The organism is Rhizobium sp. NZLR8, from assembly GCF_019685025.1.
In the GTDB taxonomy this organism is placed as follows: Bacteria; Pseudomonadota; Alphaproteobacteria; order Rhizobiales; family Rhizobiaceae; genus Rhizobium.
Genome location: NZ_JABDVY010000003.1, coordinates 257,680 through 271,584 on the forward strand (window position 1 = coordinate 257,680; position 13,905 = coordinate 271,584).

10 protein-coding genes and 1 pseudogene are annotated in these 13,905 nt (G+C 63.5%); all 11 read left to right on the top strand.

Translation table 11 applies throughout. From position 1 onward, the window contains the following. Positions 1-16 precede the first annotated feature (16 nt). The 11 genes and pseudogenes from HJB89_RS08765 to HJB89_RS08815 all read left to right on the top strand — a co-directional run bounded on the left by HJB89_RS08765 (position 17) and on the right by HJB89_RS08815 (position 13,898). Positions 17-688, top strand: coding sequence for a response regulator transcription factor (locus HJB89_RS08765; protein ID WP_207583547.1), 672 nt, complete (start codon positions 17-19; stop codon positions 686-688). Continuing rightward, positions 678-2,081, top strand: a complete 1,404-nt coding sequence (locus HJB89_RS08770; RefSeq protein WP_116405261.1) for a HAMP domain-containing sensor histidine kinase — start codon at positions 678-680, stop codon at positions 2,079-2,081. The genes HJB89_RS08765 and HJB89_RS08770 overlap by 11 nt, the downstream gene beginning before the upstream one ends. Positions 2,082-2,199: 118 nt before the next feature. Continuing rightward, entirely contained in the window at positions 2,200-2,625 is a 426-nt protein-coding gene (locus HJB89_RS08775; RefSeq protein ID WP_207583548.1) for a hypothetical protein, read from the top strand. A 51-nt stretch (positions 2,626-2,676) separates the two neighbouring features. Further along, positions 2,677-3,871, top strand: a pseudogene (gene ccmI, locus HJB89_RS08780) (c-type cytochrome biogenesis protein CcmI). Continuing rightward, complete coding sequence (gene ccmE / locus HJB89_RS08785; protein WP_207583550.1) at positions 3,868-4,356, top strand: cytochrome c maturation protein CcmE; 489 nt, start codon at positions 3,868-3,870, stop codon at positions 4,354-4,356. Before ccmI ends, ccmE begins: the two are co-directional and overlap by 4 nt. Then, complete coding sequence (locus tag HJB89_RS08790) at positions 4,353-6,350, top strand: heme lyase CcmF/NrfE family subunit (protein WP_221115326.1); 1,998 nt, start codon at positions 4,353-4,355, stop codon at positions 6,348-6,350. The genes ccmE and HJB89_RS08790 overlap by 4 nt, the downstream gene beginning before the upstream one ends. Beyond that, complete coding sequence (locus HJB89_RS08795) at positions 6,347-6,802, top strand: cytochrome c-type biogenesis protein (RefSeq protein WP_207583552.1); 456 nt, start codon at positions 6,347-6,349, stop codon at positions 6,800-6,802. Before HJB89_RS08790 ends, HJB89_RS08795 begins: the two co-directional genes overlap by 4 nt. Positions 6,803-6,972: 170 nt before the next feature. After that, a complete protein-coding gene (locus HJB89_RS08800) occupies positions 6,973-8,574 on the top strand; it encodes a Do family serine endopeptidase (RefSeq protein ID WP_207583553.1) in 1,602 nt (533 codons plus the stop codon). 67 nt (positions 8,575-8,641) lie between these two features. Beyond that, positions 8,642-9,397 (top strand): response regulator transcription factor, encoded by a 756-nt coding sequence (locus HJB89_RS08805; RefSeq protein ID WP_405048986.1) that lies wholly within the window; start codon positions 8,642-8,644, stop codon positions 9,395-9,397. After that, on the top strand, positions 9,394-10,803 hold the full coding sequence (locus tag HJB89_RS08810; RefSeq protein WP_221115325.1) for a HAMP domain-containing sensor histidine kinase: 1,410 nt from the start codon (positions 9,394-9,396) through the stop codon (positions 10,801-10,803). The genes HJB89_RS08805 and HJB89_RS08810 overlap by 4 nt, the downstream gene beginning before the upstream one ends. Positions 10,804-10,940: 137 nt before the next feature. Continuing rightward, positions 10,941-13,898, top strand: a complete 2,958-nt coding sequence (locus HJB89_RS08815; protein ID WP_207583555.1) for a bifunctional [glutamine synthetase] adenylyltransferase/[glutamine synthetase]-adenylyl-L-tyrosine phosphorylase — start codon at positions 10,941-10,943, stop codon at positions 13,896-13,898. Positions 13,899-13,905 lie beyond the last annotated feature (7 nt).

Genomic DNA, 13,905 nt, shown 5'->3' on the forward strand with positions numbered 1-13,905 from the left:
GGGCGAAGGCGGACCGATGCGCATTCTGGTAGTCGAAGACGATGTTAATCTGAACCGGCAGCTGGCCGACACGCTGAAGGAGGCGGGCTATGTCGTCGACCAGGCGTTCGACGGCGAGGAAGGCCATTTCCTCGGCGATACCGAACCTTATGACGCCATAATTCTCGATATCGGCTTGCCGGAGCTGGACGGGGTCACCGTCCTTGAAAAATGGCGCGGCGCCGGCCGCGGCATGCCGGTGCTGATCCTGACGGCGCGCGACCGCTGGAGCGACAAGGTCGCCGGTATCGACGCAGGGGCCGACGACTACGTCACCAAACCCTTCCATGTCGAGGAAGTGCTGGCGCGAATTCGGGCGCTGATCCGGCGCGCGGCGGGGCATTCCTCATCCGAGATCATCTGCGGGCCGGTGCGGCTCGATACCAAATCCTCCAAGGCGACGGTCAATGGCACGACGCTGAAGCTGACCTCGCACGAATACCGCCTTCTCGCCTATCTCATGCATCATATGGGCGAGGTCGTCTCCCGCACAGAACTGGTCGAGCACATGTACGACCAGGATTTTGACCGCGATTCCAACACGATCGAGGTCTTTGTCGGCCGTCTGCGCAAGAAGATGGGCGTCGATCTGATCGAAACGGTGCGCGGTCTCGGATACCGCATCCAAGCGCCGAAACATGCGAATTAAGTCGCTCACCGCACGTGTTTTGTTGTTGACCACAGTCTGGTCGACGGTGGCGCTGGTGGTGATCGGCCTGTTGATCTCCACCCTCTACCGCAAGAGCGCCGAACGCGGTTTCCAGGATCTGCTGCGGGCGCAGCTCTATAACGTCATCAACTCTGTGACGATCGGCGATCAGGGAGCGCTCAGCGGCAGCCCGCAGCTCGGCGACCTGCGTTTTGCCCAGCCGAAGACCGGTTGGTATTGGGTGGTGGAGCCGCTCGGCACCTATACGACGGCACCGCTGGTGTCGCCCTCGCTCGGCTCGGCGCTCATTCCGGTTCCCTCCGTCGTCGAGGCGCCTTTCGACAAGAATTACGAACGCTACTATCAGGTGACGGATGCCTCCGGGAACCGCGTGCAGGTGGCGGAAACCGAAGTGGTGCTCGATACTGACGGGCGCGCGGCGCGCGTCCGCGTCACCGGCAATGTCGATGTCGTCGAAGACGACGTGCGCACCTTTTCCCATAGCCTCTATCTGGCGCTGGCCGGCTTCGGCGTCGGCAGCCTGATCGTCAATGCCCTGGCGATTCTCTATGGCCTGAAGCCACTCGACAAGGCACGTGCCGCCTTGGAGCGCATCCGCGCCGGCGAGAGCGAGCAGCTCAAAGGCGACTTCCCGCGTGAGATTTTGCCGCTCGCCAACGAGGTCAACGCGCTGATCGACAGCAACCGCCGCATCGTCGAGCGGGCCCGCATGCAGGTCGGCAATCTCGCCCATTCGCTGAAGACCCCGATTGCCGTGCTTCTCAACGAGGCGCGCGTGCTCGAAAAATCCCATGGCGAACTGGTGCGCAGCCAGGCGGAATCGATGCAGGGACAGGTGCAGTCCTATCTCAACCGCGCCCGCATCGCTGCGCAACGCGAATCCGTGCTCGCCCGCACCGATGCCGAGCCGGCGCTCGAGCGGCTGGTGCGCGTCATGCGCCGGCTGAACGTCGATACCGAATTCGATCTCGTCGTCTCGCCGCCGCATCTGGCCGTCGCTATGGAGCAACAGGATCTCGAGGAGACCGTCGGCAATCTCTTGGAGAATGCGGCGCGTTTTGCCAAAAGCAAGGTACGGCTTTCGGCCGTCGAGGCCGGCGACGACGTCAAGGGAGCGGAGGCGAGTGCGCGCCGCCACTGGGTGGAGCTCGCCGTCGAGGATGACGGGCCGGGCCTCGAGCCCGATCAGATCCGCGAGGCGCTGAAGCGCGGCCGCAGGCTCGACGAAAGCAAGCCCGGAACCGGGCTCGGCCTTTCGATCGTCACCGAGATCTCCAGTGAGTATCAAGGACGGCTCGAGCTTTCCCGCGGCGAATGGGGCGGGCTCAAGGCGAAGCTTATCCTGCCCGGCATCACAAAGGATGTTGCATGAGCAACTGCTTGATGTCACAAAGATACTGGCAAATGCATAGCATGCTTTGCCTTAATGCTGACACGGGGACGCTGCACTTCGATCGGCTGAAATTGACCCCTGATCGTGGTTCGACGCAATGATTTTACGCTCGCAAGGCATGATCGCTTCCGCTCTTCTCGTCGCCGTCGCGCTCACCGGCTGCACGACGACGAAGGGTGCCGCTTCACGCGGCATTTTTTCGAGCAAGCCCTCGGCCTCGGCCGCCTTCCTCACCGCGCTGCAAGGCGGCCTTGCCGGCCGCAGCGGCGTGAGCTTGAGCGATAGCGACAAGCAGCGGGCGCTCGAGGCAGAATATCGGGCGCTGGAAGGCGCAGCCGTCGGCCAGCCGGTGCTGTGGACCGGCGAGGACGTCACCGGCAAGGTGGTCGCGGCAGCACCCTATCAGGTCGGTTCGCAGAACTGCCGCCAATATACCCATACGCTGACCGCCGACGGCAAGGACACCGTGGTGCGAGGCGTTGCCTGCCGCAACAATGACGGAAGCTGGTCGCCGCTCGGCTGAATCTGGTGAGTTGCGGCTCAAATCTTTGTCATTCCGGCTTTGGCAGTTGGAATGGCGGCGCGCATCAAGTATTTGGGCCGATATGCTGTTCTGGATTCTCGTTGCCGTTCTGACGGCAGCCGTCGCCATCATCCTGCTTTACCCCCTTCTGCGCGGAGCGAAGGCGGCGGAGAATATCCGCGCGGGCGAGGCGGCAGTCTACCGTGACCAACTGCGCGAACTCGACCGCGATCTCAATGGCGGACTGATCACGCCTGAAGAAGCTGACTATGCCAGGGCTGAAATCGGCCGGCGGCTGATCGCCGTTTCTGCCGATGAGCGGGAAGAAACGCCGAAACCCGCACGGCATCGCCGTTTCACCGAGGCCTTCGTGCTGCTGGTCCTGCCGGTTCTCGGGCTCTGTCTTTATTTGACGACGGGCAGGCCGGACCTGCCCTCGCAGCCGCTGGAAGCGCGGCTGGAAAATCCCGGCAACGATATGGCTGTGCTGATCACCAAGGCGGAACGGCACCTGGCGCAGAATCCCGATGACGGCAAGGGCTGGGACGTGCTGGCGCCGATCTATGTCCGCACGATGCGCGTGAACGATGCGCAACTGGCCTATCGCAATGCCATCCGGCTTCTCGGCCCAAGTCCGGTCCGGCTCGACGGCCTGGCCGAGACGCTGATGGCGATCTCCGACGGCGTCGTGACGGAGGAGACGCGCCAAGTGCTGGAACAGTCGCTGACGCTGGAACCCGACAATCCCCGCGCCCGCTTTTATATCGCGCTCAGCATGGAGCAGGCCGGACGGCCCGATGAGGCGCGCCAGGCCTTCGAGGCGCTGGCGAAACAATCGCCGGCCGATGCGCCCTGGCTGCCGCTGGTCAACCAGCATATCGCCATGAACGGCGGCGCGCCGGCAGTTCCCGATCAAGCAGCCCCGATAACCCCGGCTGCCCCGGCTGCCCCGGGCAATCCCACGCAGCAGGATGTGGCCGCGGCGGACAACATGAGCGCCGGCGACCGGCAGCAGATGATCCGCGGCATGGTCGAGAGCCTCGACGCCAAGCTGAACGAGGATCCGAACAATTTCGAGGGATGGGTGCGGCTCGTCCGCTCTTACGCCGTATTGAACGATAAGGATCGCGCCGCCGCTGCGCTGAAGCGCGGGCTTGCTGCCTTTCCGTCGGCCGGCGAGCAGGGCAGGCAATTGCTGGCGCTGGCCCGGGAACTCGGCATCGCCACGGAGGGAATGACGCAATGACGCGCAAGCAGAAGCGCCTGGCGGTGATCGCGGGCGGCATGGGCTTCATTGCCGCCGCCGTGTTGCTGGTGATGTTCGCCTTCAGCCAGTCGGTCGCTTATTTCTATATGCCGGCCGATCTGGCGAAGACGCCGGTGGCGCCGGAAACCCGCATCCGGCTTGGCGGCCTGGTCGGCGAAGGCAGCGTTGTGCGCGGCACAGGCTCGACCGTGGAATTTGCCGTCACCGACGGCAGCGCCAATGCCGTGAAGGTCAAATATACCGGCATTCTTCCTGATCTCTTCCGCGAAGGCCAGGGTGTCGTCACCGAAGGCATGTTTGCATCAGGGACCAACGTCTTCGTTGCCGATACCGTGCTTGCCAAGCATGACGAAACCTATATGCCGAAGGACGTGGCCGACAGGCTGAAGCAGCAGGGGCTGTGGAAGGAAGGCCAAGGCCCAACGAAGGAAGGTCAAGCCCAGGAAGTGAAGGCGACGCAATGATCATCGAGATCGGCCATTACGCGCTGGTGCTGGCGCTGGCAACAGCGCTCATCCTTTCCATCGTGCCGGTGATGGGAGCCCGTCGCCACGACCGGGCGATGATGGATGTGGCGACGGTCGGTTCGCTGGCGATGTTTGCGCTTGTCGCCTTCTCCTTCGGCGTGCTCACCTATGCCCATGTCGTCTCGGATTTCTCGGTCGAGAACGTCTGGGAGAATTCGCATTCGCTGGTGCCGCTGATCTACAAATATTCCGGCGTCTGGGGCAATCACGAGGGATCGATGATGCTCTGGCTGTTGATCCTGACGCTGTTCAGCGCCCTGGTCGCCGTCTTCGGCCGCAATCTGCCGGAGACGCTGAAGGCCAATGTGCTGGCCGTGCAGGCCTGGATTTCGGTCGCCTTCACGCTGTTCATTCTGCTGACCTCCAATCCCTTCCTGCGGCTCGATCCGGCGCCGGCCGAGGGCCGCGATCTCAATCCGGTCCTTCAGGATATCGGCCTGGCGATCCACCCGCCGCTGCTTTATCTCGGCTATGTCGGCTTTTCCGTCTGCTTTTCCTTTGCGGTTGCAGCACTCCTCGAAGGGCGCATCGATGCCGCCTGGGCCCGCTGGGTGCGGCCTTGGACGCTGGCCGCCTGGACTTTCCTGACGCTCGGCATCGCTATGGGCTCCTACTGGGCCTACTACGAACTCGGCTGGGGCGGCTGGTGGTTCTGGGACCCGGTGGAAAACGCCTCCTTCATGCCGTGGCTCGCCGGCACCGCATTGTTACATTCCGCCCTCGTCATGGAAAAGCGCGAGGCGCTGAAGATCTGGACGGTGCTGCTTGCCATCCTCACCTTCTCGCTGTCGCTGATGGGCACCTTCCTGGTGCGCTCCGGGGTGCTGACCTCGGTGCATGCCTTTGCCAGCGACCCGAGCCGCGGCGTCTTCATTCTCTGCATCCTGCTGATCTTTATCGGCGGCGCGCTGTCGCTGTTTGCCTTCCGCGCTCCGAAGCTGTCGGCCGGCGGCCTGTTCGCGCCGATTTCGCGCGAGGGCGCGCTTGTCGTCAACAATCTGATCCTGACGGTTGCCTGCGGCACGGTTCTCACAGGCACGCTCTATCCGCTGCTGCTGGAAACGCTGACCGGCGACAAGATCTCTGTCGGGCCGCCCTTCTTCAACCTGACCTTCGGCCTGCTGATGGCGCCGCTGATCGTTGTCGTGCCATTCGGACCGCTGCTTGCCTGGAAGCGCGGTGATCTCCTCGGCGCCTTGCAGCGGCTCTATGTCGTCGCAGGTCTCGCCTTCACTGCTGCGGTGGTCTTCTTCTATCTCCAACATGGCGGCCCGGTACTGTCCGTGCTCGGACTGGCAGCCGGGCTGTTCGTGGTTCTGGGTGCTGCGGCCGATCTCTGGTATCGCGCCGGCATCGGCAAGGTGGCGGGCAACGTCGCCTGGCGCCGTCTGACCGGCCTGCCGCGTTCGGCCTTCGGGACCGCCCTTGCCCATGCCGGGCTCGGCGTGACCGTGCTCGGCATCGTCGCGGTGACGACGTTTCAGACCGAACATGTGGTCGAGATGAAGCCCGGCGAGACGACCGATGCCGGCGGCTATAGCCTGCATTTCGACGGCATGCAGCCGGCGACCGGGCCGAACTATACCGAGGAGCGCGGCCACTTCACTATTCGCCGCGCCGGTGTCGCGGTCGCCGATACCTGGTCGGCCAAGCGCCTCTACACCGCCCGCCAGATGCCGACGACCGAGGCGGGCATCCTCACCTTCGGGCTTAGCCAGCTCTATGTCTCATTGGGTGACGCCACCAAGGACGGCGGCATCGTCGTGCGCATCTGGTGGAAGCCGTTCATCCTCTGCATCTGGGGCGGAGCGGTGCTCATGGCCTTCGGCGGCCTCGTCTCGCTCAGCGACCGGCGCCTGCGCGTCGGCGCCCCACGCAGGAAGGCGAAGGCCGCAAAGCCGGTAGCGCCCGCAATGGAGCCGGCGGAATGATGCGACGTCTCCTCCTGGCTTTGGCTTTGGTGCTGATGGCCGCGCCGGCCTTCGCCGTCAATCCGGACGAGGTGCTGGCCGATCCGGCGCTGGAGGCGCGGGCGCGGGGCCTTTCGGCGGAACTGCGCTGCATGGTCTGCCAGAACCAGTCGATCGACGATTCCAATGCCGATCTCGCCAAGGATCTGCGTCTGCTGGTGCGCGAGCGCATCACCGACGGCGACAGCGACGATGAGGTGCTGAACTATATCGTCTCGCGCTACGGCGAGTTCGTGCTGCTGAAGCCGCGTTTCAGCATGAAGACGAGCCTGCTATGGGGCGCCCCGGCGCTGCTGGTGCTCGCCGGCGGGCTGTCACTGCTGGTTTTTGCGCGCAGGAGGGCCGGCAAGCCGACGGGAAGCAAGCTGACGGCGGATGAGCAGGCGAAGTTGAGCGAGCTTTTGAAAAAGTAGGCAGTCCGCCGGCGGCAATCGTCCGCCGCAACCGGGCCAAGCATTTTCATACATTACCAATTTTTCATTGGCCGGACAGTTCGCAGTAAGGTGCGGCGTCCTATATCTTCATTCATCGACTGATCCGGCGCCGCCGGTCTGAAGATTTAAGAACAAGAGAAGGTGCTCCAATGCTCAAGAATTTCAACGGACGTCCGTCCCTCGCCACTGTGCTCAAGGCTTCTACCGTCGCCGGTATCGCAGCCGCTGTGCTTGCAACCGGCGTTCCGCTCGAAATCACCCGGTCTTATGCCGAAGCAGTCAAGGTTCAAGCACCTGCTGTCCCGAGCTTTGCCAATGTCGTCGATGCCGTTTCGCCGGCCGTGGTTTCCGTCCGCGTTGAAAACCGCGTCAATCCCGTCTCTGACAATGACGGTTTCTCCATCGAAGGCCGCGGCTTCGACGATCTTCCCGATGATCATCCGCTGAAGCGCTTCTTCAAGCAGTTCGGCGGTCAGGACCCAAATGATCAGCAGGGCCATCAGCGGCGCTTTGGCCAGAACGGCCCGGGCGGCCCGAATGGTCCCGGCGGCCCGAATGCCCCCGGCGGCAAGGGCCGTCTGCGTCCGGTCGCTCAAGGGTCCGGCTTCTTCATCTCCGAGGACGGTTACATCGTCACCAACAACCACGTCGTTTCCGATGGCCAGGCCTTCGTCGCCGTCATGAATGACGGCACCGAGCTCGATGCCAAACTGATCGGCAAGGATCCGCGCACCGACCTCGCCGTCTTGAAGGTCGACGGCAAGGGCAAGAAGTTCACCTACGTCAACTGGGCCGACGACAATAACGTCCGCGTCGGCGACTGGGTCGTTGCGGTCGGCAACCCCTTCGGCCTCGGCGGCACGGTCACAGCCGGTATCGTCTCGGCCCGCGGCCGCGATATCGGTTCCGGTCCATACGACGATTACCTGCAGGTGGATGCCGCCGTGAACCGCGGCAACTCCGGTGGTCCGACCTTCAACCTCAGCGGCGAAGTCGTCGGCATCAACACCGCGATCTTCTCGCCGTCGGGCGGCAGCGTCGGCATCGCCTTCGCCATTCCCGCCTCGACCGCCAAGGACGTCGTCGCCGATCTGATGAAGGACGGCCAGGTTTCGCGTGGCTGGCTGGGTGTGCAGATCCAGCCGGTGACCAAGGACATCGCCGAATCCATCGGCCTTTCCGAGCCGAGCGGCGCCCTCGTCGTCGCCCCGCAGGCCGGATCGCCGGGTGACAAGGCCGGCATGAAGGCCGGCGACGTCGTCACGGCGCTGAACGGTGAAACGATCAAGGATGCGCGTGACCTCAGCCGCCGCATCGGTGCGATGCAGCCGGGCAGCAAGGTCGAGCTTTCCGTCTGGCGCGCCGGCAAGGCCCAGCCTCTCACCGTCGAACTCGGCACGCTGCCGGCCGACCAGAAGGATGCGTCCGCCGATGACAACAGCCAGCCGCAGCAGCCTGAGGCACCGGCTTCCGAGAAGGCGCTTGCCGATCTCGGCCTGACGGTCGGTCCTGCCGATGACGGCAAGGGCCTGGCGATCACCGGCATAGACCCGGACTCCGACGCCGCCGACAAGGGCATCAAGGAAGGTGAAAAGATCACCTCGGTTAACAACCAGGAGGTCTCCAGCCCCGCCGATGTCGTCAAGGTGTTGAACCAGGCCAAGAAGGACGGCCGCACCCGCGCGCTCTTCCAGATCCAGTCCAGTGAAGGAAGCCGTTTCGTCGCGCTTCCAATCAACGGCCAGGGCTGATCCTTTAAGAAAACAGGAGCCGTGCGGATGAAAATCCGCGCGGCTCAATTCTTCTGACCTTTGAAGGATGATCGCGATGAGCGCCGCCCCGCAGGAAGATGCTTTGAGCCTTGCCGAAACGCAGCCGGTGGGTAATGTCGGCCGCATGAAGATTCTCATCATCGAAGATGATCTCGAAGCCGCGGTATACCTCACGAAAGCCTTTCGCGAGGCGGGCATCGTCGCCGATCACGCCAGCGATGGCGAGGCCGGCCTGTTCATGGGGTCGGAAAATACCTACGACGTCATCGTCATCGACCGCATGCTGCCGCGCCGGGACGGTCTCTCCGTTATCAGCGAGCTGCGCCGCAAGGCGATCCATACGCCGGTCCTCATTCTCTCGGCGCTCGGCCAGGTCGATGACCGCGTCACCGGACTTCGTGCCGGCGGCGACGATTACCTGCCGAAGCCCTATGCCTTCAGCGAACTGCTGGCCCGCGTCGAGGTGCTCGGCCGCCGCAAGGGCACGCCGGATCAGGACGTCGTCTATCGTGTCGCCGACCTCGAACTCGACCGACTTTCCCACGAGGTACGCCGCGGCGGCAAGGAGATATTGCTGCAGCCGCGCGAATTCCGCCTGCTCGAATACCTGATGAAAAATGCCGGCCAGGTGGTGACCCGCACCATGCTGCTTGAAAATGTCTGGGACTATCACTTCGATCCGCAGACCAATGTCATCGATGTGCACGTCTCGCGCCTGCGCTCGAAGATCGAGAAGGATTACAGCCAGCCGCTCCTGAAGACCATCAGGGGCGCGGGGTACATGATCAAGGACGAGGGATGAGCCGTTTCAGGGTTCTTTTCAAGTCCACCGCAGTCCGCCTCTCGGCACTCTATATCCTGCTTTTCGCCATCTGCGCCGCGACGCTCGTCTTCTATGTGACGGCGATGTCGGAACGGCTGCTGACCGGCCAGATCCGCGATGCCGTCAAGCAGGAGGTGGAGCAGGTACAGCGCGCCTATGACACTGGCGGCATGAACCTTCTCTTGCGTACCATGGAGCGGCGCGCCCGTCAGCCAGGCGCCAATCTCTACATCATCGCCGGTCCTTCGGGCGATATTCTCGCCGGCAACGTCGCCTCGGTGCAGCCGGGTGTTTTCGAGGAAATCGGCTGGACGTCCGCGTCTTTCATCTATCAGCGCTATACCGACAGCGGCGTCGAGCGCCGCCACAAGGCGATCGCCAATATCTTCGTGCTCGACAACGGCCTGAGGATTTTGATCGGCCGCGACCTCGGCGATCCCGAGCGTTTTCGTCTCTTGGTACGCCAGGCGCTGATGGTGGCCTTGGCGATCATGGGGCTCGGCGCCATCATTATCTGGTTCGCCATCGGCCGCAATGCACTGAAACGCATCGACCGCATGTCGGATGCGAGCAAGAAGATCATGGCCGGCGACCTGTCGCAACGCCTGCCGGTCGGCGGATCCGGCGATGAGTTCGACCGGCTGTCGATGTCCTTGAATACCATGCTGGAGCGCATCGAGAAGCTGAACGAGGGCCTGCGGCAGGTCTCCGACAATATCGCCCACGATCTCAAGACGCCGCTGACCCGGCTACGCAACAAGGCGGCCGATGCACTCGATATCGCCGATGGCGAGACGCGGCGGGGAGCGCTCGAAGGCATTATTTCCGAATCAGACCAGCTGATCCGCACCTTCAACGCGCTGTTGATGATCTCTCGCGTCGAGGCCGGATCGGTGGCGGCCGAGATGTCGCCGGTCGAGCTTTCGGCGATCGTTTCCGACAGCGCCGAGCTTTACGAACCGGCGGCCGAGGAAGCCGGGCTAGGCCTCACCGCCAGCGTCGAACCAGGTGTCGAAGTGCAGGGCAATCGCGAGCTGATCGGCCAGGCAATCTTCAACCTGCTCGACAATGCCATCAAATATTCCTCCGATACCGAAGGAGCAGGCACGGTATCGCTGAAGCTTGCCCGCCGCCCGGATGGCATCTGCCTTTCGGTGGCCGACCACGGACCGGGCGTTCCCGCCGAAAGGCGCGACGACGTGGTGAAGCGCTTCGTCCGCCTTGATGAAAGCCGTTCGAAGCCCGGGACGGGGCTCGGGCTTTCGTTGGTGGAAGCGGTGATGGAGCTGCACAACGGCCGGCTGGAACTCTCCGACACCGATCCCGACAGACCCGGACAGCGCGGCTTGACCGTCAGCATGATTTTTCCGGCCAAGGCCGCCTGAACTCTTCTGCCGAATGACCATCGGCCGAATCGCGTATTGGCGGTTTGGCGCCAAGACCCTAGTTTAATTCCGATCGAAGCAGACGGTTCGCGATTCTATGTGGCCGTTTTCTTCCGCTCAAAAGCCAGGGAGAGCGCATGCTGACGAAATCGACGCATGGCCTGAAGGATGTGGTCGAAGGGCTGCTTCGTCCGCTGAGCCAGACGGAGCTGAAGCTGGCGATGGCCGATCTTCAGGAGGCCGGCAAGAGCGAGCGGTCGGTGGCTGCAATGCTCAAGACCGACGGTCCGCTGCGCGATTTCATCGCCGCCGCGCTGACGCTGTCGCCTTACCTGCGCGAAATCGCCAATCTCGACCCTGCCGTCCTCGCTGGCGCCATCAGCGAGCCGCTGGAGCCGCAAATCGAGGCGCTGGTCGCTGAGGCCCGGCACTGCTGGCGGCCGAACGGCGAGGGGACAGCACCTACGGAATCCGTGGTGATGAGCAGGCTGCGCGTCATCAAGCGCAAGGTGGCCTTCCTCGTCGCACTCGCCGATCTGGCGCGGATCTTCGACGGGCGGGCGACGACGGCCTGGCTGAGTGCGCTGGCCGAAGCTTCGGTCGCGGCCGCAATCGACCACCTACTGCTGTCGGCGCATGAGGGCGGAAAGTTGAAGCTGCACAATCCGGCAGCACCCAGCGACGGCTCCGGCCTGATCGTGCTCGGCATGGGCAAGCTCGGCGCTTCCGAGCTCAACTATTCCTCCGATATCGACCTCGTTGTCTTCTTCGACGAGGAGGCAGGCATCGTGCCCGACCCGGATGACGCGATCGAGATCTTCCCCAGGATGATGCGCCGGCTGGTGCGCATCCTGCAGGAGCGCACCGCTGACGGCTACGTCTTCCGCACCGATCTCAGACTGCGCCCCGATCCCGGCTCGACGCCACTGGCGATCCCGGTCGACGCAGCGATGATCTATTACGAGGGCAGGGGTCAGAATTGGGAGCGGGCAGCCTTCGTCAAGGCTCGCGCCGTGGCCGGCGACCTGACGGCCGGCAGCGAATTCCTGCGTGGGCTCGCCCCTTTCGTCTTTCGAAAATATCTCGATTACGCCGCCATCGCCGATATCCATTCGATCAAGCGGCAGATACATGTGCATAAGGGCCACGGCGCGATCGCGGTCAAGGGCCATAACGTCAAGCTCGGCCGCGGCGGCATTCGCGAGATCGAGTTCTTCGTCCAGACGCAACAGCTGATCGCTGGCGGCCGCATGCCGGCCTTGCGGGGCCGGGCAACGGAGCAGACGCTCGGCGAACTGACCAAGGCGAAATGGATAGACGCCGAGACCCGTGACGAACTGACCGAGGCCTACTGGTTCCTGCGCGATGTCGAGCACCGCATCCAGATGGTGCGCGACGAGCAGACCCACCTGTTGCCGGAGACGGATGTCGACCTGAAGCGCATCGCCTTCATGATGGGCTTTTGCGACACGCCAAGCTTCTCCGAACGGTTGGTCGGCGTGCTGAAGACGGTGGAGCGGCGTTATGCCCATCTCTTCGAACAGGAGAGCAAGCTTTCCACCGACACCGGAAACCTCGTCTTCACCGGCCAGGGCGACGATCCCGATACGCTGGAGACGCTGAAGAAACTCGGTTTTAGCAGACCGTCCGACATCTCCCGCATCATCCGCACCTGGCACTATGGCCGCTACCGCGCGACGCAATCGGTAGAGGCGCGCGAAAGGCTGACGGAGCTGGCGCCGGAGCTTTTGCGGGTTTTCGGCGAAAGCAAGCGCGCCGACGAAGCGCTGCTGCGCTTCGACAGCTTCATTTCGGGCCTTCCCTCCGGCATCCAGCTCTTCTCGCTGCTCGGCAGCAACCCGGCATTGCTGTCGCTGATCGTCAACATCATGTCCTCGGCACCACGGCTTGCCGAGGTGATCGCCGCCAAGCCGCATGTCTTCGACGGCATGCTCGATCCCGGCCTGATGGCCGAGCTGCCGACCCGCGATTATCTCGGCGAACGGCTGAAGGGCTCGCTTGTCCAGGCGCGCCACTATGAGGAATTGCTCGACCGCTTGCGCATCTTCGCCGCCGAACAGCGCTTCCTGATCGGCATCCGCCTGCTGACCGGCGCGATCAATGGCCAGATGGCCGCACGCGCCTTCACCCATCTCGCCGACCTTATCATCGCAGCCGCACTCGAGGCCGTCGTGAGCGAGATGCGGGTAGCGCACGGCGACTACCCCGGCGGGCGCATCGCTGTCGCCGGCATGGGTAAGCTCGGCAGCTTCGAGCTGACGGCCGGTTCCGACATCGATCTGATCCTGCTCTATGATTATGACGACACCGCCTCCGAATCCGATGGAGAAAAGCCGCTCGACGCGACGCGTTACTTCACCCGCATCACCCAGCGGCTGATCGCCGCCTTTTCGGCGCCGACCGCCGAAGGCGTGCTCTATGAGGTCGATATGCGGCTGCGCCCGTCCGGCAACAAGGGGCCGGTTGCCACCCGCATCAATGCCTTCGGCAAATATCAGCGTGAAGAGGCATGGACCTGGGAGCATATGGCGCTCAGCCGCGCCCGGCTGATCTCTGGCGATGAGAGCCTCATCGCCGAGGCCGAACATATCGTCCGCGAGGTGCTGTCGGCCGATCGCGACATCGCCAAGGTGGCGCATGACGTCGCCGAAATGCGCGAGCTGATCGATAAGGAAAAGCCGCCCGCCGGCCCATGGGACCTGAAGCTGATCGCCGGCGGCGTCATCGACCTCGAATTCATCGCCCAGTATCTGGCGCTGATCGCGCCCACCAGGGGTGTCGGCATTGCGGTGAACGGCATGAGCACCGGCGAGGCCTTGAAGCAGCTTGGTGACAGGCTGATGGCAACAGTCGATCTCGACATTTGCCTGGAGGCCTTCGCGCTCTACACCGGGCTTTCACAACTGATCCGCCTCTCCATCGACGGCCTGTTCGATCCGAAGGAAGCACCTTCCGGCCTCGTCGAACTCGTCTGCCGCGCCGGCGATTGCCCCGACATCAGGACGCTGGAAGGCGAGCTGAAGCGGCTTTCGAAAGCGGTCAGAAAGATTTTCCTGAAAATCGTGAAGGCTTGATGCATCG

Coding starts and splice junctions, on each gene's coding strand:
- HJB89_RS08795 (WP_207583552.1), top strand. CDS start 6,347: ATGATGCGACGTCTCCTCCTGGCTTTGGCTTTGGTGCTGATGGCCGCG.
- HJB89_RS08805 (WP_405048986.1), top strand. CDS start 8,642: ATGATCGCGATGAGCGCCGCCCCGCAGGAAGATGCTTTGAGCCTTGCC.
- HJB89_RS08770 (WP_116405261.1), top strand. CDS start 678: ATGCGAATTAAGTCGCTCACCGCACGTGTTTTGTTGTTGACCACAGTC.
- HJB89_RS08810 (WP_221115325.1), top strand. CDS start 9,394: ATGAGCCGTTTCAGGGTTCTTTTCAAGTCCACCGCAGTCCGCCTCTCG.
- ccmE (WP_207583550.1), top strand. CDS start 3,868: ATGACGCGCAAGCAGAAGCGCCTGGCGGTGATCGCGGGCGGCATGGGC.
- HJB89_RS08800 (WP_207583553.1), top strand. CDS start 6,973: ATGCTCAAGAATTTCAACGGACGTCCGTCCCTCGCCACTGTGCTCAAG.
- HJB89_RS08765 (WP_207583547.1), top strand. CDS start 17: ATGCGCATTCTGGTAGTCGAAGACGATGTTAATCTGAACCGGCAGCTG.
- HJB89_RS08815 (WP_207583555.1), top strand. CDS start 10,941: ATGCTGACGAAATCGACGCATGGCCTGAAGGATGTGGTCGAAGGGCTG.
- HJB89_RS08790 (WP_221115326.1), top strand. CDS start 4,353: ATGATCATCGAGATCGGCCATTACGCGCTGGTGCTGGCGCTGGCAACA.
- HJB89_RS08775 (WP_207583548.1), top strand. CDS start 2,200: ATGATTTTACGCTCGCAAGGCATGATCGCTTCCGCTCTTCTCGTCGCC.